Raw genomic sequence first — 18,682 nt, 5'->3', positions numbered from 1 at the left:
CATGGATACCTCGGACAACAACCTTCCGGAAGCCGGCGCCGTTCACAACAAGATCGGCCAGCTGACCCGCCAGCTGCACGACTCGCTGAACGAACTCGGCTACGCCGACAAGCTGCGCGGCACGATGGGCGAGTTGCCCGATGCGCAAAGCCGACTTTCCTACATCGCGCGCCTCACGGGCGAAGCGGCGGAGAAGGTATTGAGCCGGGTGGAGCAGGCCAAGGCCCAGCACGACTTCATCGCCGAGGAAACCCGCCGCGTCGTCTCCTCGCTGGTCAAGGACCCCGTGGCGGCCGTCGCCAAGGGCGAGATCATGAACTTCCTGCACGACGTGGAACGCGTCACCAAGGAAGCCGACGGCCACCTGACCGAAATCATGATGGCGCAGGACTTCCACGACCTCACCGGCCAGGTGATCGCCCGTGTGGTCAACCTGGCGGCCACGATCGAAGAGCAGCTGGTGCAGTTGCTCATCCAGACCGCCCCCCCGGCCGCGCAGGCGCAGGTCGCCCCAGTGGTGGAAGCGCGCCGCGAACACCTGGCCGGCCCGGTGGTCGATCCCGAAGGCACGCCCGATGTGGTCACCGACCAGTCGCAAGTGGACGATCTGCTGGCCAGCCTGGGCTTCTGATGGCGCGCGGGCGCTGGCGCTCCTGAAAAAGGAGCGCCCCCTGCATATCCACATGTGATTTCATGGCCTTTTGGCATGCAATAGCAATAAGTACTAGGGCATATTGCTATCAATTTTGATGCAACGGCGTGCGTGACGCCCCGCCCCTGCCGGCCCACCCCACCGGCCGCCATCCTGAATAGCCGCCCGACAAGCCGTCTATTCGCGCTTTAGGTTTCCGGGGCGCTCACGACAATGGCATGACCACCAGCCGTCATGCCACCATGGACTCCAGCCAAGACAAAGACCTCCCCGCGACAGAGCACAAGCTCCAGAAAGCGCGCAAGGACGGCCAGGCTGCGCGCTCGCGGGACCTGTCCCACATCGCCGTCCTCGGCATGGGCGCCTGCAGCGTCCTCGTGCTGGCGCCCATGCTGACCGAACACCTGCAGCTGGCCGTGCGCGAACAGCTGGTGTTCAACGCCGCCACGGTGCAGGCCACGGGCAGCATGGTCACCCGGCTGCACCAGATGGCTCTGATCGGCGTGGTCGCCAGCCTCGTCTTCGCCGTTCTCACCAGCGCCGCAGCCGTGGTCAGCGCCATCGGCGCCGGCGGCTGGGTGTTCAGCTTCCAGCCCATCACGCCCCAGTTCAGCCGGCTGAACCCGATCTCGGGGTTCACCAACCTGGTGTCCAAACAGCAGCTGGTCAACGTGGGCAAGATGGTGCTCATGACCGGCGTGATCACCGCCGTGGCCTGGAATTTCCTGGGCAACAGCATCCAGAAGCTGTCCATGCTGGTGCTGCAGCCCTCGCCGGTGGCTCTGCGCTGGGTGGGCGAATGGATGACCTCGGGCGTGAGCCTCATGCTGCTGGTGGTGTTTCTCGCGGCGGTCGTCGACGTGCCGCTGCAGGCGTTCTTCTTCAAGTCGCGCCAGAAGATGTCGCACGAGGAAATCAAGCAGGAGCACAAGGAATCCGAGGGCAGCCCCGAGACCAAGAGCCGCCAGCGCCAGCGCGCCCGCGAGATCGCCGACCGCGCCAGCATCGCCGCCGTGCCCAAGGCCGACTTCGTGGTGATGAACCCGACCCACTATGCCGTGGCCCTCAAGTACGAAGAAGGCACGATGAGCGCCCCGCAGGTGATCTCCAAGGGCACCGACCTGCTGGCCTTCAAGATCCGCGAAATGGCCACGCAGCATTCGGTGCCGGTGCTGCAGTCGCCCATGCTGGCCCGCGCGCTCTACGCGCATGCCGAGCTGGACCAGGCCATTCCCGCCACGCTGTACGCCGCCGTGGCGCAGGTGCTGGCCTACGTGTACCGCCTCAAGGCCGCGATGCGCGGCGAAGGCCGCATGCCCGAGGCCCAGCCCGACCCGTTCGTGCCGCCCGAGCTTGATCCGCTGAACCGCACCACCGACGCAGGGACCGCCCCATGACGCCCTCCATGAAATCCGTCCGGCAGTGGGCCGGCACCAACGCCTCGGCCGTGCAGGGCATGTCCGCCCCGCTGCTGGTGGTGGCCATCCTGGCGCTGATGGTGCTGCCCATCCCCGCCTGGCTGCTGGACACCTTCTTTACGCTGAACATCGCCGTCGCGCTGATGGTGATGATGGTGGCGGCCTACATGCTGCGGCCGCTGGACTTCGCGGCGTTTCCCTCGGTGCTGCTGCTGACCACGCTGATGCGGCTGTCTCTCAACGTGGCCTCCACCCGCGTGGTGCTGCTGGAAGGCCACACCGGCCCGGGCGCGGCGGGTGCGGTGATCGAGGCCTTCGGCCACTTCCTGATCGGCGGCAACTTCGCCGTCGGCCTGATCGTGTTCGCCATCCTGGTGGTGATCAACTTCGTGGTGGTGACCAAGGGCGCCGAGCGGATCGCCGAAGTGTCGGCCCGCTTCACCCTGGACGCCATGCCCGGCAAGCAGATGGCGGTGGACGCCGACCTGAATGCCGGCCTCATCGACGAGAAGGAAGCCAAGCGCCGGCGCCTGGAAGTGGCGGAAGAGGCCAACTTCTTCGGCTCGATGGACGGCGCCTCGAAGTTCGTGCGCGGCGATGCGGTCGCCGGCATCCTGATCCTGCTGATCAACATCGTCGGCGGCTTCGCCATCGGCATGCTGCAGCACGACCTGTCGGCCGGCCAGGCGGCCAACAGCTACATCCTGCTGGCCGTCGGCGATGCGCTGGTGGCGCAGATCCCGGGCCTGCTGATCTCGGTGGCCGCGGCCATGGTGATCTCGCGCGTGGGCAAGGAAGAGGACATGGGGCACCAGATCGTGCAACAGCTCTTCATGTCGCCCCGCGTGCTGGGCGTGACGGCCGGCATCCTGATCCTGCTGGGACTGATCCCGGGCATGCCGCACGCCGTGTTCCTCATCATGGGCTCAGGCTTGGGCTACGCCGCCTGGACGCTGATGAAGCGCGCCAACGCCCCGCAGCCGGTGGTGGAAGCGCCCCCGCCCGCGCACGACGGCGAAGCCAGCTGGGACGACCTGCAGCCCGTGGACCTGCTGGGCCTGGAGCTGGGCTACCGCCTCATCACGCTGGTGGACAAGAACCGCCAGGGCGACCTGCTCACCCGCATCAAGGGCGTGCGCCGCAAGTTCGCGCAGGAAGTGGGTTTCCTGCCGCCGGCCGTGCACGTGCGCGACAACCTGGAACTCAAGCCCAGCGCCTACCGCATCACCCTGCGCGGCGTGGTGGTGGGCGAAGGCGAGGCCTTCCCCGGCATGCACCTGGCGATCAACCCCGGCGGCATCACCACCCCCCTGATCGGCACGCCCACGACCGACCCCGCATTCGGCCTGCCCGCCCACTGGATCGACGAACACCAGAAGGAAGCGGCACAAATGGCGGGTTTTACGGTCGTTGATTCAGAAACCGTGATGGCGACGCATTTGTCACACTTGATGCAAGTTCAAGCCGCCAAGCTCCTGAGTCGCACCGAAACCCAGCAACTCGTGGAACACGTGGCAAAACTGGCCCCCAAGCTCATCGAGGAAGTGGTTCCCAAAATGGTGTCGATCGCAACGTTCCAGAAAGTCCTCCAGCTGCTGCTGGAAGAGTCTGTGCACATCCGCGACATCCGCACCATCATCGAGACGCTGGCCGAACATGCCGGCGCCACCACCGACCCGGTGGAACTGGCCCGCCGCGTGCGCATCGCGCTGTCGCCCGCCATCGTGCAGCAGATCTACGGCCCGACGCGCGAACTGAACGTGATCGCCATCGAACCCGGCCTGGAGCGCCTGCTGGTGCAGGCCCTGAGCAACAACGCGGGTCCTTCGCTGGACCCGGGCGTGGCCGACATCCTCACGCAGAAGGCCGCCGAAGTCGCCATGAAGCAGGAAGAACTGGGCATGCCCGCCTGCCTGCTGGTGCCCGACGCCATCCGCAACGCCATTTCCCGCCTGGTGCGCCGCGTCGCGCCCCGGCTGCAGGTGCTCGCCCACAGCGAGATCCCTGAAACCCACACCATCCGCATTGGCCCGATCCTCAAAGGTGCATCCGCATGAACATCAAACGCTTCACCGCCCCCACCTCGCGTGAGGCCCTGGCCAAGGCGCGCATGGCCTTCGGGGACGGCACCCTCATCCTGTCCAACCGCCCCACCGCCAATGGCGTGGAAGTCATGGCCACGGCGGAAGACACGCTGTCCAGCCTGGAAAACGCGCCCGAGCAAGCCGCGCCGAGCCGCCTGCAGGAGCGCGCCTCCGACATGGCCGCCAGCCCCGCGCGCACCCTGGCCCGCCCCGCAGCCGCCGCGGCCCGGGCCGAGCCCCAGCGCAATGCGGTGGCGCAGGACACCGAGCAGCTGGCCATGAGCACGCTGTCGTTCCAGGACTACGTGCGCGAGCGCATGCTGCGCCGCCGCCACGAAGCCCTGACCGGCACGGCCGAGGCCCCTTCGATCAACGAGCGCAGCCGCGAACGCGCGCCGGACCGCGAGCGCGAACGCATGCCCGCACCGGCCGCCGCGCCCGTGGTGCGCCACAACCCGCTGCGCTCCATTCCGATGGACGTCGCCCCCGAGCCCGTGGCCCCGCGCCGCGTGCAGGTGCCCGTGCCCTCGCTGGCCCCCGCCGCCGGCCAGCAGAACCTGATGAGCGAGCTGCAGTCCATGAAGGACCTCATCGAGGACCGCTTCAACACCCTGGCCTGGCTCGGCCAGGCCCGGCAGAACCCGATCCAGTCGAACCTGATGCTCAAGCTCATCCGCGCCGGCTACTCGCCGTCGCTGGCCCGCGCCGTGCTGGAGCGCCTGCCCGAGGAACTGGGCGCAGGCGATGCGGTGCGCTGGCTCATGGAAGTGCTGGAGCGCAACCTGAAGACCGACGCGCACGCCCGCCCCCTGTATGAAGAAGGCGGCATCTACGCCATGGTGGGCTCCACCGGCGTGGGCAAGACCACCACCACGGCCAAGCTCGCCGCCCTGTGCGCCCGCATCCACGGCCCGGGCAGCGTCGGCCTCATCACCCTGGACACGTACCGCGTCGGCGCCCACGAGCAGCTGCGCACCTATGGCCGCATGCTGGGCGTCGTGGCCCACCTGGCGCACGACCGCGCCGCACTGCAGGACCTGCTCGGCCTGCTGGGCGGCAAGAAGATGGTGCTCATCGACACCACCGGCGTCGCCCCGCGCGACCCGCGCAAGCGCGACATGCTGGATGTGCTGGACCTGCCCAACGTCAACCGCCTGCTGGTGCTGAACGCCGGCTGCCATGGCGACACGCTGGACGACGTGCTCAGCGCCTTCAAGACCGCCGGCTCGCAGCAGGCCATCCTGTCCAAGGTGGACGAAGCCGTGAAGCTCGGCCCTTCGATCGACGCCCTGATCCGCCACCAGATGGTGCTGCGCGGCGTGACCAACGGCCAGCGCGTGCCTGAGGACTGGGAGGCCGCCGATGCGCACAAGCTCATCAGCACCTCGATGCGCTCGCCCGCCAAGTCGGCCTTCGACCCCAAGGCGCCGGACCTGAACTTCTTCTTCTCGCACTCGCCCGAGCTGGCCTCGGAAAGGGGACTGGTCGATGCTTGATACCGGATTCCACCAGGCCACGAGCCTGCACAGCATCACGCCGCAGTCGGACCTGCGGGTCGTGTCCGTCGTGGCGCAGCCCGACGCCGCCTACGGGTTGGAAACCCTGTGGCAGGTGTGTTCCAGCCTGCAGCGGCTGGGGTATCCCGTGGCCGTGCTGGACGGCACCGCCCGCGAAACCGACGACGCGCCGGGCCTGGCCCACCTGCTCGCCGAGCCCTCCTGGCAGAACGGCGCTCCGCTCGAAACCGGTCCGGCAGCCTCGTCGCTGGCGGTGATTCCGGCCGGCTACGGCATGCAGCGCCTCGCCCGCCAGACCGCCGACGGCCCGGCCGCGATGCAGGCGCTGCAACCCTTATTTCGCACCTATGCGCTGCTCGTGCTCTACGCCAGCGCCGAGGTGCTGGCACCGCTGGTGCGCGCGACCTCGGCCATCCCCCTGGTGATCGCTGAGGGCGGCCCCGACAGCGTGGTGCAAAGCTACCGGCAACTGAAACACATGGCGATGCACGCCGGCGTTCACTGCTCGGTGGCTTCCATCCTGCCGCCGGGCGGGCCGGCCCAGGCCGACCCGACGCATGCGGCGTTGAACACGCTGCAGCGCTGCGCCGAGCGGCACCTGGGCAGCGGCATCCTGACCAGCACGGTGCGTGCCAACCACGCCCAGGACGTGCAGCGCCTGGCCTTGCAACTGCTGGAAAACGCGTGCACCATTGGCGCCGCAACGCCGCCCCCCACCCCGCCCTTCGGCATGACGGAGACGGCTGCGCATTTCGCCCGGAGACATTGACCCGATGTACACCGCCAAAGGACAGCTCGACCGCGATGCGCTGATCCGCCAGCACGTGCCGCTGGTTCGCCGGATTGCGCACCACATGATCGCCAAGCTCCCGCCCAACGTGGAGCTGGACGACCTCATCCAGGTGGGCATGATGGGCTTGAGCGAGGCGCTGTCGCGCTACGAGGTGGCGCAGGGCGTGCAGTTCGAGACCTTCGCCACCCAGCGCATCCGCGGCGCCATGCTCGACGAACTGCGCGAGGGCGACTGGATGTCCCGCAGTTCGCGCAAGAGTCAGAAGGAAATCGAACACGCCGTCCACCGGCTGGAGCAGAAACTCGGCCGCAGTCCGCTCGAGTCAGAAATCGCCGCCGAGCTGGACCTGAGCCTGGGCGAATACCAGACGCTGCTGGGCAAGGTGCGCGGCACGCAGTTGGTCTACCTGGAAGACATGACGCGGGGCGACGACGGCGACGACAGCTTCCTCGACCGACACGTGGCCGATGGCGAAGCCGATCCGATGGCCATGCTGCGCGACCAGCGGCTCAAGGCCTCGCTGGTGGCCGCCATCAAGAGCCTGCCGGAGCGCGAGCAGCACATCATGGGCATGTACTACGAGCACGACATGAACCTGAAGGAGATCGCGGCCGTGCTGGGAGTGACCGAATCGCGCATCTGCCAGCTGCACAGCCAGTCCATCGCCCGGCTGCGCGCCAAGATGCGCAGCCACTAGCGGAGCGCCGTGGCCCCCAACGGGCTCATCCCCTGGAGCCAACGAAAAAGGCCGCATGCAGATGCGGCCTTTTTGCTTTGGGGGACTGGCTTTTGCCAGGAGCGAAGGGGAAGCCGGGCGGGATCAGCCCTGCGACCGGTAGATCCGTGCGGCGCCGCCCGATCGTGCCGGAGCACCGTTTCCGTAGGTCGCAGCCTCCTGGGGCGGCAGCAGGGTCGCCACCTGGCGCTCGGTCAAAGCGGACAGGCGTGCCAATTGTTCACGCTGCTGGGACAACTGGCTGCGCAGGGCCTGGATGCGGCGCTGGATGTCGGCCGGCAATTCGGTGGGGCGGGGGATTTTCTGGAGCGCCTGGGACAGATCGAGAGCGGCCTGGCGCAACAGGGGGGCGGTACGTTCTACCGCGAGCGCGTCGGTTTCCAGCAGGGCGGCACCGACGTCTTTCAACCGGGATTCGACTTCAGACAGCGTGGTTTCGAGTTGCATGGGTGGATCCTGTGCCGATCAACCCCTGCAGGAAACCCGGGGTCAGTGGCTGTTGCTGGTGTGGGAGATGATTTCCTGCGCATTGGACAGCAGCTTGTCCGCGATCGCATCGGCGTCCACCGTGAACGTGCCCTTTTCGATGGCGGCGCGCACGGCCTTCACCTTGTTGGCATCGAAATCGGTGCTGGCCCGGCCGTTGGCTTCGAGTCCGCGGGCGGCGCTGGAAAACGTGACAGGCACGCCAGCGGCCGCAGCAGCAGCGGGCGCGGCGCTCTTGGCTGCCGTTTCGGCGGCGACCGCAGGGGCCTTGGCCTGCTTGGCAGCAGTGGCGGCTTGCGACACTGCATTGGCTATTTCGGGGTTCTGACCTATCTTCATCGCTCTCTCCCACCCCGCTCGATGTGGGGCACAGTAGCAATGTTTTCGACCACTTCGGCAGGGACTTTAGGCTTTTATTGCGCCCCATCGCTTACAAAGTGATCTCTACTGTTCCATTTTCGGACACAACACCAGCGACGACACGGCCATTCTCCATACGGATGCGCACAGTCTCGCCAACGGCGCCTGCGGTGATCGCCTGGCCTGCGGATGTTACCGAATAACCCCGCCCCTGCGCCACCACCCGCACCGCCGCCCCCGCCTTGAACAGGGTCGGCGCCTTCACCATGTGCTGTCGCACGGCCTGGCCGGCCATGAGCTGGCGCGAGGCCACCATGCCAACCCAGCTTTCGGGATTGGCCACGATCGCGGTGGTTTCCGCCGCCCAGTCCACTTCGGCCTCGGTCGCATCGGCGGCCGTGAGCACGGCCCCGGACGCGACATTGCCCGTGAGCACCCACGCCGGGCCATACGCCTTGACGGTGACGGGCAGGAACACGTTCCACGCGGTGGCACCGTCCACGCAGCGCAGCCCGAGGCGGGTGCGGCCCCACAGCCGCGAGCCGGCAGGCAGGTAGGGCTCGACGCGGGCGCACGGCGCCAGGCGCAGGCGCGGGTCCAGGGCCCCCACGCTCACTTCCATGCGCAGCGGCATGCTGGCCGTGCCCGACTGGCCGCGCTGCAGCGCATCGTCCAGCCAGCGCTGGGTGATTCCGCCCAGGTCTGCCGCCGGTTCGGCCACGGCCTGGGCCCGCAGTGCCGCGGCGGGCAGGGCAAAGGCCGCCGCCAGCGCGGCCATCCGGGCCAGGCGCAGGGTGGAAAAGAATCGGGGAGCGGTGGTATGTGACATGGGAAGGCCTCCTGTGGCAGGGAATGCGCCGCCCAACAGGGAAGGCCATTCGACCCCTGGCACTTTAGGGCCGGCCGGCGCGCACGAAGCACCGAACTGCGCGCCAATCGCCGCGTTCTTCGCGCTTTAGAAAAACCGGCCCATTTCCATAATCGAACCCACGCCGGAACCCCTCTTTTCCTCCGGCCAGGACCCAACGCTTTGCGAGGCTGACATGCTCAACAAGATGACTGAAAGGCTGGATTTCCACGGCAACGCGCTTTTGCTGCGTGCCGAGCGCCAGCGTGCCATCGCGAGCAACATCGCCAATGCCGACACGCCGGGCTACGTGGCCCGCGACTTCAATTTCGCCGACGCGATGCGCGATGCGACCGGCGGCGGCTCGACCACGCTGAGCACCGGATCGGGGTCGACCATGTCCCTGGCCACCGGCCAGCGCCAGCAAAGCGCCACCGATCCGCGCCACATTCCGCTGCCGGCCGCCACGACGGGCATGGGATCGGGCAGCACGCTGGGCTACTCGGTGCAGACCCAGCCCAACCTGGACAACAACACGGTGGACCTCGATCGCGAGCGGGCCGCCTTCGTGGACAACGCCGTGCGCTACGAAGCCACGCTGCGGTTCATCAACGGCAACGCCAAGACGATGCTCAGCGCCATCCAGGGCCAGTAAGCGCCGTAACGCCCCCACCCACGGAAAGCGGAAACCGCCATGTCCATGTTCTCCATCTTCAACGTCTCGGGCAGCGCCATCAGTGCGCAGTCGCAACGGCTCAACGTGGTGGCCAGCAACCTGGCCAACGTCGAGGCCGTGGCCGGCCCGGACGGCCAGGCCTACAAGGCGCGCCAGGTGGTGTTCCAGACGGCGCCGATGGGCGCCGAGAGCGCCGCCGGCGTGCGGGTGAGCGCGATCAGCGAGAGCAACGCGCCGGGCAAGCGGGTGCACGACCCGAGCCACCCGTCCGCCGATGCGGAGGGCTACGTCACCCATTCCAACGTGAACGCGGTGGAGGAGATGGTCAACATGATCTCCGCCTCGCGCTCCTACCAGAACAACGTCGAGGTCATGAACACGGCCAAGTCGCTGCTCCTCAAGACCCTGCAGATGGGCCAGTAACTTTTTGGGAAGAACCTCGCCATGATCCTCAATCCCATCGGCTCCACCGCCACCGTGAATTCGGGCACCAGCGCCAATTCGGCCACCGACCCCAACGCCGCGCAGGACCGCTTCCTGAAGCTGCTGGTCGCGCAGTTGAACAACCAGGATCCGATGAATCCGATGGACAACGCGCAGATGACCTCGCAGATGGCGCAGATCAACACCGTCACCGGCATCCAGACGCTGAACCTCACCATGCAGACCATGGCCGAGCAGTTTTCCACGATGCAGACGCTGCAGGGCACGGCCATGATCGGCCGCTCGGTGCTCGCGGAAGGCTCCAAGATGACCTACACCGACAGCACGGGCAAGGGCTACTTCGAGCTGGCCGGCGCGGCGACCAGCACCAAGGTCGAGGTCGTCACGCCCGGCGGCGCGGTCGTCGGCACGGTGGACATGGGCGCTCAGGACAAGGGCCGCCACGAGTTCGAGTTTGACGCCAGCAAGTACGCGGGCAACAAGAGCGACCTGCAGTTCCGCGTGGTCGCCTCCACCAAGGACGGCACCGTGCAGTCCACGGCGCTCATGCAGGCGAAGGTGGTGGGCACCGGCTCCAACAGCGGCGCGCTGACGCTCGACCTGGACACCGGCAGCACCGTCAACTACAGCCAGATCAAAGCGGTGCTCTGACCGGCACGCCCTTCCCACCTATCCACGCGCTTTCCTTCTTCCTCTCAGGAGAACACCATGAGCTTTCAGCAAGGCCTGTCCGGCCTCAACGCCGCCAGCAAGAACCTGGACGTGATCGGCCACAACATCGCCAACTCCAACACGGTGGGCTTCAAGGCCTCCCGCGCCGAGTTCGCTGAAATGGTGGCCTCGGCCATCGGCTCCGCGGGGGGAACCAACGCCGGCATCGGCGTGGAGACCGCCGACGTGGCGCAGCAGTTCAACCAGGGCAACCTGTCGATCACCGGCAACAGCCTGGATGTGGCGATCAACGGCGACGGCTTCTTCAAGCTGCAGCAGCCCGACGGCACCAATGCCTATACCCGTGCGGGCAATTTCAAGCTCGACGACCTGGGCAACGTGGTCACCAACAGCGGCGCCAAGGTGATGGGCTACACGGTGGACCCGGCCACGGGCCTGCGCACGGCCAGCAACGCCACGCCGCTGTCGTTCCCCACCTCGCAGCCGATCCCGGCCAAGCAGACCACGTCGATCACCGCATCGTTCAACCTCGATGCGCGCGCGCCGGACGCCGCGGGCGACTCCACCGCCACGCCGCCCGTGCCCGCCACGCCGCGCGCCACCTACGGCACCTCGATCAACGTGTACGACAGCCAGGGCGTCGCCAAGCCGGTGAGCCTGTACTTCCAGAAGAACGGCGCCAACACCTGGGATGTGTACGACAAGCTGGACGACCCCACGGCAACGCCGCCCGTGGTGGCCGCGCCCGTCGGCCAGATCACCTTCGACAACAACGGCAAGATCACCGCGCCCGCGGCCACGGCGCCCGCCACGGGCTTCCAGATGCCCATCACGATCTCGCCCACGCCGCCGAATCCGAACAACCTCACCGACTACAGCGTGAACGTGAAGCTGGACGGCGTGACGCAGTTCGGCACCAAGTTCGCCGTGTCCGACCTGTCGCAGGACGGCTACACCGCCGGGGAGCTGACGGGCATCAACATCGAAAACAACGGCATGGTGATGACGCGCTACTCCAACGGCGTGACGCGCGCCGAAGGGCAGTTGGCGCTGGCCAGCTTCCGCAACACGCAGGGGCTGGCCTCCATCGGGAACAACAACTGGGCCGAGACGTTCGAGTCCGGCCAGGCCGTTATGGGCTCGCCCACCGACGGCAAGTTCGGTGCCCTGCGCTCCGGCGCGCTGGAAGACTCCAACGTGGACCTGACGGCCGAGCTGGTGAACATGATGACGGCACAGCGGGCCTACCAGGCCAACGCGCAGACCATCAAGACGCAGGACCAGGTGATGTCCACGCTGGTCAACCTGCGCTGATCCTTTTCCTGACCCTTGCCCTCACCGACTGAGACGCCTGCGCGAGACCCTCCATGGACCACATCATCTACACCTCGATGACGGGCGCCAGCGCTGCCGCGCAGCGCCAGTCGGTGCTGGCCAACAACCTGGCCAACGCCTCCACGAACGGCTTCCGGGCGGAAATGTCCACCTTCCGCGCCGTGCCAGTGCAGGGCGACGGTGCCAAGACCCGCGTGTTCGCCCTGGAGGCGACCTCGGGCCACTCCGAAGCGTCCGGCCCGGTGCAGCGCACCGGCCGCAACCTGGATGCCATGGCGGTGGGCAATGCCTGGTTCGCCGTGCAGGGACTCGACGGCACCGAGGCCTACACCCGCAACGGCAGCCTGGAAGTCTCGGCCACGGGCCAGTTGCTCACGAGTAACGGCCTGACCGTGCTCTCGGACGGTGGAGGCCCCATCGACGTGCCCCAGGGCGCGGAGATCGCGCTGGGCTCGGACGGGACCATCACCGCCAAGGTCGGCAGCCAGCGCCCCGCAGCCGTGGGGCGCCTGAAGCTGGCCACGCCCACGCTGGAAGACCCGCTCAAGCGCGGCGACGATGCCCTGTTTCGCACCACCTCGGGCGATCCGCTGCCCAGTGATCCCAATGCCCGCATGCTGTCCGGCGCGCTGGAAGGCTCCAACGTGAATGCCGTGGAGAGCATGGTCGGAATGATCGCTGCCTCCCGCCAGTTCGAGGCGCAGTTGCGCCTGCTGCAGACGGCCGAGACCAACGACAAGTCGGCCAGCCAGCTGCTGAGCCTCAACGGCTGACCGCCGAGCCCGACGCAACCGCCTCCCCAAAGGAACCGCCATGATCAATTCCCTGTGGATCGCCAAGACCGGCATGTCCGCCCAGCAAACCCAGCTGGATGTCATCTCGCACAACCTGGCCAACGTCTCCACCAACGGCTACAAGCGCAACAACGCGGTCTTCGAAGACCTGATCTACCAGAACCAGCGCCAGGTCGGCGCGCAGACCACCGAGCAGAACCAGCTGCCCACCGGCCTGCACCTGGGCCTGGGCGTGCGCACCGTGGCCACCAGCCGCAACTTCACGCAAGGCAGCCTGCAGCAGTCCAACAACAACCTGGACGTGGCGATCAACGGCAACGGTTTCTTCGAAATCACCCAGCCCGACGGCACCATCGGCTACACCCGAGACGGCTCGTTCCAGCTCGACGCGCAGGGCCGCATGGTCACCTCCAGCGGCCTGCCGGTGGCCAACGGCATCACGGTGCCCGCCAACGCCACGGCCATCAGCATCAGCACCGAGGGCGTGGTCTCCGCCACCGTGCCGGGCAGCACCGCGCCCCAGCAGCTGGGCAGCATCGCGATGGCCAACTTCATCAACCCGGCCGGCCTCGAGCCCATCGGGCAGAACATGTACAAAGAGTCGGCCGCGTCTGGCCAGCCCCAGCAGGGCACGCCGGGCACGAACGGCCTGGGCTACATGCGCCAGGGTTTCCTCGAAACCTCGAACGTGAACGTGGTGGAAGAGCTGGTGACCATGATCCAGACCCAGCGCGCCTACGAAATGAATTCCAAGGCCATCCAGACATCGGACCAGATGCTGGCCAAGCTCGCGCAGCTTTGAAGCGCAACGCCGACCGTTCCCACGAAGAACGCCCACGCCCCCACCGCTTGTTGCAGGATTCCGCCATGCGTACCGCCTCCTTCCTCCGTTCGTCCCCCCTGCCGGCGCCGTCCGCTCGCCTGGCCGCCGTCGCCGGCCTGGTGCTGCTGTGCACCGGCTGCGCCACGCTGTCGCCGCCGCCGCCCGTGGACCTGCTGCCCACCACGCCGCCGCCCGTGGCCGCCACGCCGCGGCCCTCCGGCCCCGCGACGGGCAGCTTGTTCCACGCGGCCAGCTACCGGCCGGTGTTCGAGGACCGCCGCGCGCGCCTGGTGGGCGATGTGGTCACCATCCAGATCATCGAGACGGTGTCGGCCAGCCAGAAATCGACCTCCACCGTGGACCGCAAGTCGGGCACGGCGTCGGGCATCACCGCGCTACCGTTCATCAGTTCGACCAACCTGGGCAAGGCCTCGCTGGGCGCGACCAGCACCAACAACTTCGAAGGCAAGGGCGGCACCGAAAGCACCAACACCTTCACCGGCACCATCACCACCACCGTGATCGACGTGCTGCCCAACGGCCACCTGGTGATCGCCGGCGAAAAGCAGATCGGCGTGAACGACAACGTGGACGTGCTGCGCTTTTCCGGCACGGTGGACCCGCGCGCCCTGCAGCCGGGCAGCGTGATCAGCTCCACGCTGGTGGCCAACGCCCGGGTGCAGTCGCGCGGCCGCGGCGCCCAGAGCGAGGCGCAGGCCATGGGCTGGCTGTCGCGGGCTTTCAATTCGGTCACGCCGTTCTAACCGCGCCGCCACCCATCCCCGCAATCTGCCGCCACGGCCTGGCGGCAGATTGCTACTATTTTAATAGCACAATGCCCTAGTGTTGATTGCACTGGCGGCATTTTTCGCTTGTATTCCCCCGGGGCCGGCCGCCCCAATTGACCGGTAATCCGGCATCTTTTTGGCCCATCCCGTGAAGCGGTCCGCTTTCACAATCGAGGCCATGAAAGCCCTGCCCTCTCCCCTGATTTCGCGCGCGTCGCGGCTCGTGTGGCTGCTGGCCGCCCTGGCCACCCTGTGCGCGGCGTTGCCCGCCCATGCCCTGCGCATCAAGGAAGTGGCGGCCGTGCAAGGCGTGCGCAGCAACCAGTTGACGGGCTATGGCCTCGTCGTGGGCCTGGACGGCACGGGCGACCAGACCACGCAGATGCCCTTCACCACGCAGGCCATGACGAATTACCTGCAGCAGATGGGCATCAGCCTGCCGCCCGGCACGGCGGCGCCCCAGCTCAAGAACGTGGCGACGGTGATCGTCACCGCCCAACTGCCCGCCTTCGCCCAGCCCGGCCAGACCATCGACGTGAGCGTGTCCTCCATGGGCAACGCCAAGTCGCTCAAGGGCGGCACGCTGATCGCCACGCCGCTGCGCGGCGCCGACGGCGAGATCTATGCCATGGCGCAGGGCAACATGGTCGTGGGCGGTGCCGGGGCGTCTGCCGGCGGCAGCAAGGTGCAGATCAACCACCTGAGCGCCGGCCGCATTCCCGATGGCGCACAAGTGGAACGCTCGGTGCCCACCCCGCTGAACGACAGCGACACCATCACCCTCGGCCTGAACGCCTCGGACTTCCAGACCGCCCGCAAGGTGGCCCAGGCCATCAACGGCAAGCTGGGCAACGGCGCCGGCATCGCTACGGCGCTGGACGGCCGCACGGTGCAGGTGCGCGCCCCCCTGGACCCCGGCGCCCGGGTGAACTTCATCGCCGACCTGGAAGAACTCGCGGTGGCCGACTCCGTCCCCTCCGCCAAGGTCGTCATCAACGCCCGCACCGGCTCCATCGTGCTGAACCAGGCCGTGACGCTGGGCCCCTGCGCCATCGCGCACGGCAACCTGTCGATCACCATCAGCTCCACGCCCGTCATCAGCCAGCCCAACCCGCTGTCGCAAGGGCAGACCGTGGTGGCGCAAAAGAGCGACATCACCGTCAAGCAGGAGCCGGGCAACATCATCCAGATGCCGCCGTCGCCGCAGCTGGCCGACGTGGTGCGTGCGCTCAACACCCTGGGCGCCACGCCGCAGGACCTGCTGGCCATCCTGCAGGCCATCAAGGCCGCAGGCGCCCTGAACGCCGAGCTGGAGGTCATCTGACCATGGCCGCCACCCCTTCGACCCTGCCGCCGATGCGACGGCGCCCGACCTGACGGGAGACCGCACATGGCCATGACCCTGCCCTCAGCCGCGACCACCACCGCCACCAACGCGCTGGCCGTCGATTCGCGCTCGCTCAACGCGCTCAAGTACGAGGCCGGTCAGAACAGCCCGCAGGCCGCCAAGGAAGCGGCCAAGCAGTTCGAATCGCTCTTCATGCGCGAGATGATCAAGAGCATGCGCGAGGCGACGATGAAGTCCGGCCTCATGGAAGGCGGCCAGGCCGACCTGGGCACCGACATGCTCGACCAGCAGCTGTCCATCCAGATGTCGGGCCGCCAGGGCGGGCTCTCGGAGGCCATCCAGCGCCAGCTGACGCGCCAGATCGGCGGCGGCGATGCCGGCGCCGGCGCCGAGCCCACGTTTTCGGTGCCCTCCACCTTGAGCCTGGGCGCCGCCAGCCAGCGCGCCGCCGCCGTGGCGGCCGACCCGTCCGCCCCCGCGCCCAAGGGCCGCGAGAGCTTCGTGCAGCACCACCGCGATGCGGCCGAGCGCGTGGCCAAGGAAAGCGGCATTCCCGCCAGCTTCATGCTGGGCCAGGCCGGCCACGAGACCGGCTGGGGCAAGAGCGAGATCCGAGCCAAGGACGGCGACAACTCCTTCAACCTGTTCGGCATCAAGGCCGGCAAGGGCTGGACGGGCAAGGTCGCCGAGATCACCACCACCGAGTACATCGGCGGCGTGCCGCGCAAGGTGACGGCGAAATTCCGCGCCTACGACTCCTACGAAGACTCCTTCAAGGACTACGCCAAGCTCATCAACGACAACCCGCGCTACGAGAAGGCGCGCGAGAAGACGCATTCCGCCGTGGCCTACGCCACCGAACTGCAGAAGGCGGGCTACGCCACCGACCCCGAATACGCCAGCAAGCTGAGCCGGGCCATCAACAGCACCTTGCGCGTCTCGCCGCGCACGGCGGCGTGACGGAAAGCGCTCCATGAGCCTGCTCAACGTCGGCGCCCGCGCCCTGCTCGCCAACCAGGTGGCCCTGCAGACCGCGGGCCACAACATCGCCAACGTCAACACCGCCGGCTACTCGCGCCAGACGCTGTCGCTGCAGACCGTGCAGGGCCAGTTCACCGGCGGCGGCTACATCGGCCAGGGCGTGGACGTGCAGACCATCCTGCGCAACCACAACGAGCTGCTCACGCGGCAGGCCGCCGCCGCCAACGCCACCCAGGCGGCCGACCAGACGCGCGGCGAGCGCCTGTCGCAGATGCAGGACGTGTTCAGCGGCGGCACGAGCGGCCTGGGCGCCTCGATCACCGACATGCTGAACGCCCTGTCCGACGTGGTGGCGGCCCCGACCGACATCACTGCGCGCACGGTGGTGCTCACGCGCATGGACGAGACCGCCGGGCGCATGCGCTCCGCGGCCGACCGTCTGTCGGAGATCCAGTACACCGTCACCGAACAGCTCAACAGCAACGTCAACGCGATCAACAGCCTGGCCAGCCGCATGGCCGGCGTGAACGAGCAGATCGCGCGCGCCACCGGCAACGGCCAATCGCCCAACGACCTCCTGGACCAGCGCGACCAGATCATCCGCGAGATCAACCAGTATGTGCAGACCACGCAGGTGCAGGCCGACGACGGCACCGTGGGCCTGTTCGTCGCGGGCAGCCAGCCCCTGGTGCTGGGCTCCACCGCCACGCAGCTGTCCGTGGGCGAAGCCACGTCCTTTCCCGGCAGCGGGCAGACCAAGCTGTTCTTCAACCGCCCCGGCGTCGCGCCCGTGGAGTTGGACGAGAACATGCTCGGCGGCGGCGAGGTCTCAGGCCTGCTGCGCTTCAACAACACCGATCTCGCCGAGGGCGTGAACCTGCTCGGCCGCATGGCGCAGTCCATCGGCATGACGATGAACGCCCAGCACAAGCTGGGCCTCACGCTCGACGGGCAGTCCGGCAAGGACCTGTTCTCGGTGCCTACCAGCATGCCCGGCTACACCAAGGGCACGGCCGTGGGCACCGTGTCGTTCAGCGACGCGACGAAGTTCGCCGCGTCCGACTATGAAGTGCGCTTCACCACGCCGCCGGCCGGCCAGGTGGTGCGCATGTCCGACGGCAAGGCCACCGCCTTCACCGACCTGACCGACCTGGCCAGCAAGCAGATCGACGGGCTGAACTTCAACATGACGGCCGCAGGCGCCACCGGCGAGCGCGTGCTGTTCAAGCCCTTCAGCTCCACGGCCGCGAACATCCAGGCCAAGGTGCTGTCGCCCCGCGACCTGGCCGTGGCCAGCCCCGTCAACGCCGCCATGGGCAAGACCAACGGCGGGTCGATGCAGCTCACCAGCGTGCAGGCGACCTCCACGGGCTTCACCGCCCCCCCCATTCCGGCGGGCGTGAGCCTGAGCTTCGCCGCCGGCCCGCCCACCACCTACACGGTGACGGGCTCGACCAGCCCGCCCTCGGGCACCGCGGGCCTGGCCTACACGCCGGGCCAGCCCATCAAGATCGACGGCTGGGAACTGACGCTCAAGGGCACGCCCAACACCGGCGACACCGTCACGGTGGGCAATGCGCTGGATCCTCAATACGGCGACACCTACACCCGCAACGCCGGCAACGCCTCCGCGATGAACGCGCTGCGCGACGTGAAGATGTTCGACGAATCCACCATGAGCGACGGCTACGCCGGCCTCATGGCGCAGGTGGGCACGCGCACGCAGAGCGCGCTGAACTCCGCCCAGCTGTCCACCACCATCGCGGGCAACCTCGAAAAGGACCGCACGGCCGTCTCGGGCGTGAACCTGGACGAAGAGGCCGCCAAGCTGATCCAATACCAGCAGGCCTACCAGGCCTCCGCGAAGGTCCTGCAGATCGCCCAGAGCATTTTCGACAGCCTGATCCAGACGATGGGCCGATAAACCG

General features: G+C 67.7%; 19 protein-coding genes. 16 read left to right on the top strand and 3 right to left on the bottom strand.

Annotated features, from left to right (window positions below; all coding sequences use genetic code 11):
- Position 1: 1 nt before the first annotated feature.
- From AVTE2539_RS24480 to AVTE2539_RS24455, 6 genes are all read left to right on the top strand, one after another.
- The gene (locus AVTE2539_RS24480) at positions 2–631 is read left to right on the top strand and encodes a protein phosphatase CheZ (protein WP_272565428.1); all 630 of its coding nucleotides are present in this window, start codon (positions 2–4) and stop codon (positions 629–631) included.
- A 263-nt stretch (positions 632–894) separates the two neighbouring features.
- Positions 895–2,049: an EscU/YscU/HrcU family type III secretion system export apparatus switch protein gene (locus AVTE2539_RS24475; protein ID WP_272569821.1), complete on the top strand. Its 1,155-nt coding sequence runs from the start codon at positions 895–897 to the stop codon at positions 2,047–2,049.
- Positions 2,046–4,127, top strand: coding sequence for a flagellar biosynthesis protein FlhA (gene flhA / locus AVTE2539_RS24470; RefSeq protein WP_284414705.1), 2,082 nt, complete (start codon positions 2,046–2,048; stop codon positions 4,125–4,127). The genes AVTE2539_RS24475 and flhA overlap by 4 nt, the downstream gene beginning before the upstream one ends.
- Complete coding sequence (flhF, locus tag AVTE2539_RS24465) at positions 4,124–5,650, top strand: flagellar biosynthesis GTPase FlhF (protein WP_284414703.1); 1,527 nt, start codon at positions 4,124–4,126, stop codon at positions 5,648–5,650. The genes flhA and flhF overlap by 4 nt, the downstream gene beginning before the upstream one ends.
- Complete coding sequence (locus AVTE2539_RS24460) at positions 5,643–6,440, top strand: hypothetical protein (protein WP_284414701.1); 798 nt, start codon at positions 5,643–5,645, stop codon at positions 6,438–6,440. The genes flhF and AVTE2539_RS24460 overlap by 8 nt, the downstream gene beginning before the upstream one ends.
- Positions 6,441–6,444: 4 nt before the next feature.
- Positions 6,445–7,161 (top strand): RNA polymerase sigma factor FliA, encoded by a 717-nt coding sequence (locus tag AVTE2539_RS24455; protein WP_284414699.1) that lies wholly within the window; start codon positions 6,445–6,447, stop codon positions 7,159–7,161.
- A 123-nt stretch (positions 7,162–7,284) separates the two neighbouring features.
- On the opposite strand, the gene AVTE2539_RS24450 is transcribed toward AVTE2539_RS24455, so the two are convergent.
- The 3 genes from AVTE2539_RS24450 to flgA form a co-directional block, all read right to left on the bottom strand.
- Positions 7,285–7,647 carry a hypothetical protein gene (locus AVTE2539_RS24450; RefSeq protein WP_284402624.1) on the bottom strand — a complete coding sequence of 121 codons (363 nt, stop codon included), beginning with the start codon at positions 7,645–7,647 and terminating at the stop codon, positions 7,285–7,287.
- Between the two features lie 42 nt (positions 7,648–7,689).
- Positions 7,690–8,025 (bottom strand): flagellar biosynthesis anti-sigma factor FlgM, encoded by a 336-nt coding sequence (flgM, locus tag AVTE2539_RS24445; protein WP_284414697.1) that lies wholly within the window; start codon positions 8,023–8,025, stop codon positions 7,690–7,692.
- A gap of 91 nt (positions 8,026–8,116) precedes the next feature.
- Positions 8,117–8,875, bottom strand: coding sequence for a flagellar basal body P-ring formation chaperone FlgA (gene flgA, locus AVTE2539_RS24440; protein WP_502868977.1), 759 nt, complete (start codon positions 8,873–8,875; stop codon positions 8,117–8,119).
- A 214-nt stretch (positions 8,876–9,089) separates the two neighbouring features.
- Between flgA and flgB the strand changes: the two genes are divergently transcribed.
- The 10 genes from flgB (at position 9,090) to flgK (ending at position 18,678) form a co-directional block, all read left to right on the top strand.
- The gene (gene flgB / locus AVTE2539_RS24435; protein ID WP_272565438.1) at positions 9,090–9,548 is read left to right on the top strand and encodes a flagellar basal body rod protein FlgB; all 459 of its coding nucleotides are present in this window, start codon (positions 9,090–9,092) and stop codon (positions 9,546–9,548) included.
- 39 nt (positions 9,549–9,587) lie between these two features.
- Complete coding sequence (flgC, locus tag AVTE2539_RS24430; RefSeq protein WP_272565439.1) at positions 9,588–9,992, top strand: flagellar basal body rod protein FlgC; 405 nt, start codon at positions 9,588–9,590, stop codon at positions 9,990–9,992.
- A gap of 21 nt (positions 9,993–10,013) precedes the next feature.
- Positions 10,014–10,664, top strand: a complete 651-nt coding sequence (locus AVTE2539_RS24425) for a flagellar hook assembly protein FlgD (RefSeq protein WP_272565440.1) — start codon at positions 10,014–10,016, stop codon at positions 10,662–10,664.
- Positions 10,665–10,721: 57 nt separating this feature from the next.
- Positions 10,722–11,999, top strand: a complete 1,278-nt coding sequence (flgE, locus tag AVTE2539_RS24420) for a flagellar hook protein FlgE (protein ID WP_284402621.1) — start codon at positions 10,722–10,724, stop codon at positions 11,997–11,999.
- Between the two features lie 53 nt (positions 12,000–12,052).
- Positions 12,053–12,793, top strand: coding sequence for a flagellar basal-body rod protein FlgF (gene flgF / locus AVTE2539_RS24415; RefSeq protein ID WP_272565443.1), 741 nt, complete (start codon positions 12,053–12,055; stop codon positions 12,791–12,793).
- 40 nt (positions 12,794–12,833) lie between these two features.
- Positions 12,834–13,616, top strand: a complete 783-nt coding sequence (flgG, locus tag AVTE2539_RS24410; protein WP_272565444.1) for a flagellar basal-body rod protein FlgG — start codon at positions 12,834–12,836, stop codon at positions 13,614–13,616.
- A 65-nt stretch (positions 13,617–13,681) separates the two neighbouring features.
- Positions 13,682–14,401: a flagellar basal body L-ring protein FlgH gene (locus AVTE2539_RS24405; RefSeq protein ID WP_284407502.1), complete on the top strand. Its 720-nt coding sequence runs from the start codon at positions 13,682–13,684 to the stop codon at positions 14,399–14,401.
- 202 nt (positions 14,402–14,603) lie between these two features.
- Positions 14,604–15,749, top strand: coding sequence for a flagellar basal body P-ring protein FlgI (locus AVTE2539_RS24400; RefSeq protein ID WP_272565446.1), 1,146 nt, complete (start codon positions 14,604–14,606; stop codon positions 15,747–15,749).
- A 66-nt stretch (positions 15,750–15,815) separates the two neighbouring features.
- On the top strand, positions 15,816–16,733 hold the full coding sequence (gene flgJ / locus AVTE2539_RS24395; protein ID WP_284414694.1) for a flagellar assembly peptidoglycan hydrolase FlgJ: 918 nt from the start codon (positions 15,816–15,818) through the stop codon (positions 16,731–16,733).
- A 13-nt stretch (positions 16,734–16,746) separates the two neighbouring features.
- The gene (flgK, locus tag AVTE2539_RS24390) at positions 16,747–18,678 is read left to right on the top strand and encodes a flagellar hook-associated protein FlgK (RefSeq protein WP_284414692.1); all 1,932 of its coding nucleotides are present in this window, start codon (positions 16,747–16,749) and stop codon (positions 18,676–18,678) included.
- The last annotated feature ends 4 nt before the right edge of the window (positions 18,679–18,682 follow it).

Source organism: Acidovorax sp. SUPP2539 (assembly GCF_030158975.1).
GTDB lineage: Bacteria > Pseudomonadota > Gammaproteobacteria > Burkholderiales > Burkholderiaceae_C > Paracidovorax.
Note: the sequence above shows the minus strand (reverse complement) of the source record. Positions and strands in the feature narration are given on the sequence as shown.

Coding starts and splice junctions, on each gene's coding strand:
- AVTE2539_RS24455 (WP_284414699.1), top strand. CDS start 6,445: ATGTACACCGCCAAAGGACAGCTCGACCGCGATGCGCTGATCCGCCAG.
- AVTE2539_RS24425 (WP_272565440.1), top strand. CDS start 10,014: ATGATCCTCAATCCCATCGGCTCCACCGCCACCGTGAATTCGGGCACC.
- AVTE2539_RS24400 (WP_272565446.1), top strand. CDS start 14,604: ATGAAAGCCCTGCCCTCTCCCCTGATTTCGCGCGCGTCGCGGCTCGTG.
- flgK (WP_284414692.1), top strand. CDS start 16,747: ATGAGCCTGCTCAACGTCGGCGCCCGCGCCCTGCTCGCCAACCAGGTG.
- flgA (WP_502868977.1), bottom strand. CDS start 8,875: ATGTCACATACCACCGCTCCCCGATTCTTTTCCACCCTGCGCCTGGCC.
- AVTE2539_RS24475 (WP_272569821.1), top strand. CDS start 895: ATGGACTCCAGCCAAGACAAAGACCTCCCCGCGACAGAGCACAAGCTC.
- flgC (WP_272565439.1), top strand. CDS start 9,588: ATGTCCATGTTCTCCATCTTCAACGTCTCGGGCAGCGCCATCAGTGCG.
- AVTE2539_RS24405 (WP_284407502.1), top strand. CDS start 13,682: ATGCGTACCGCCTCCTTCCTCCGTTCGTCCCCCCTGCCGGCGCCGTCC.
- flhF (WP_284414703.1), top strand. CDS start 4,124: ATGAACATCAAACGCTTCACCGCCCCCACCTCGCGTGAGGCCCTGGCC.
- flgB (WP_272565438.1), top strand. CDS start 9,090: ATGCTCAACAAGATGACTGAAAGGCTGGATTTCCACGGCAACGCGCTT.
- AVTE2539_RS24480 (WP_272565428.1), top strand. CDS start 2: ATGGATACCTCGGACAACAACCTTCCGGAAGCCGGCGCCGTTCACAAC.
- flgM (WP_284414697.1), bottom strand. CDS start 8,025: ATGAAGATAGGTCAGAACCCCGAAATAGCCAATGCAGTGTCGCAAGCC.
- flgE (WP_284402621.1), top strand. CDS start 10,722: ATGAGCTTTCAGCAAGGCCTGTCCGGCCTCAACGCCGCCAGCAAGAAC.
- AVTE2539_RS24450 (WP_284402624.1), bottom strand. CDS start 7,647: ATGCAACTCGAAACCACGCTGTCTGAAGTCGAATCCCGGTTGAAAGAC.
- AVTE2539_RS24460 (WP_284414701.1), top strand. CDS start 5,643: ATGCTTGATACCGGATTCCACCAGGCCACGAGCCTGCACAGCATCACG.
- flhA (WP_284414705.1), top strand. CDS start 2,046: ATGACGCCCTCCATGAAATCCGTCCGGCAGTGGGCCGGCACCAACGCC.
- flgJ (WP_284414694.1), top strand. CDS start 15,816: ATGGCCATGACCCTGCCCTCAGCCGCGACCACCACCGCCACCAACGCG.
- flgG (WP_272565444.1), top strand. CDS start 12,834: ATGATCAATTCCCTGTGGATCGCCAAGACCGGCATGTCCGCCCAGCAA.
- flgF (WP_272565443.1), top strand. CDS start 12,053: ATGGACCACATCATCTACACCTCGATGACGGGCGCCAGCGCTGCCGCG.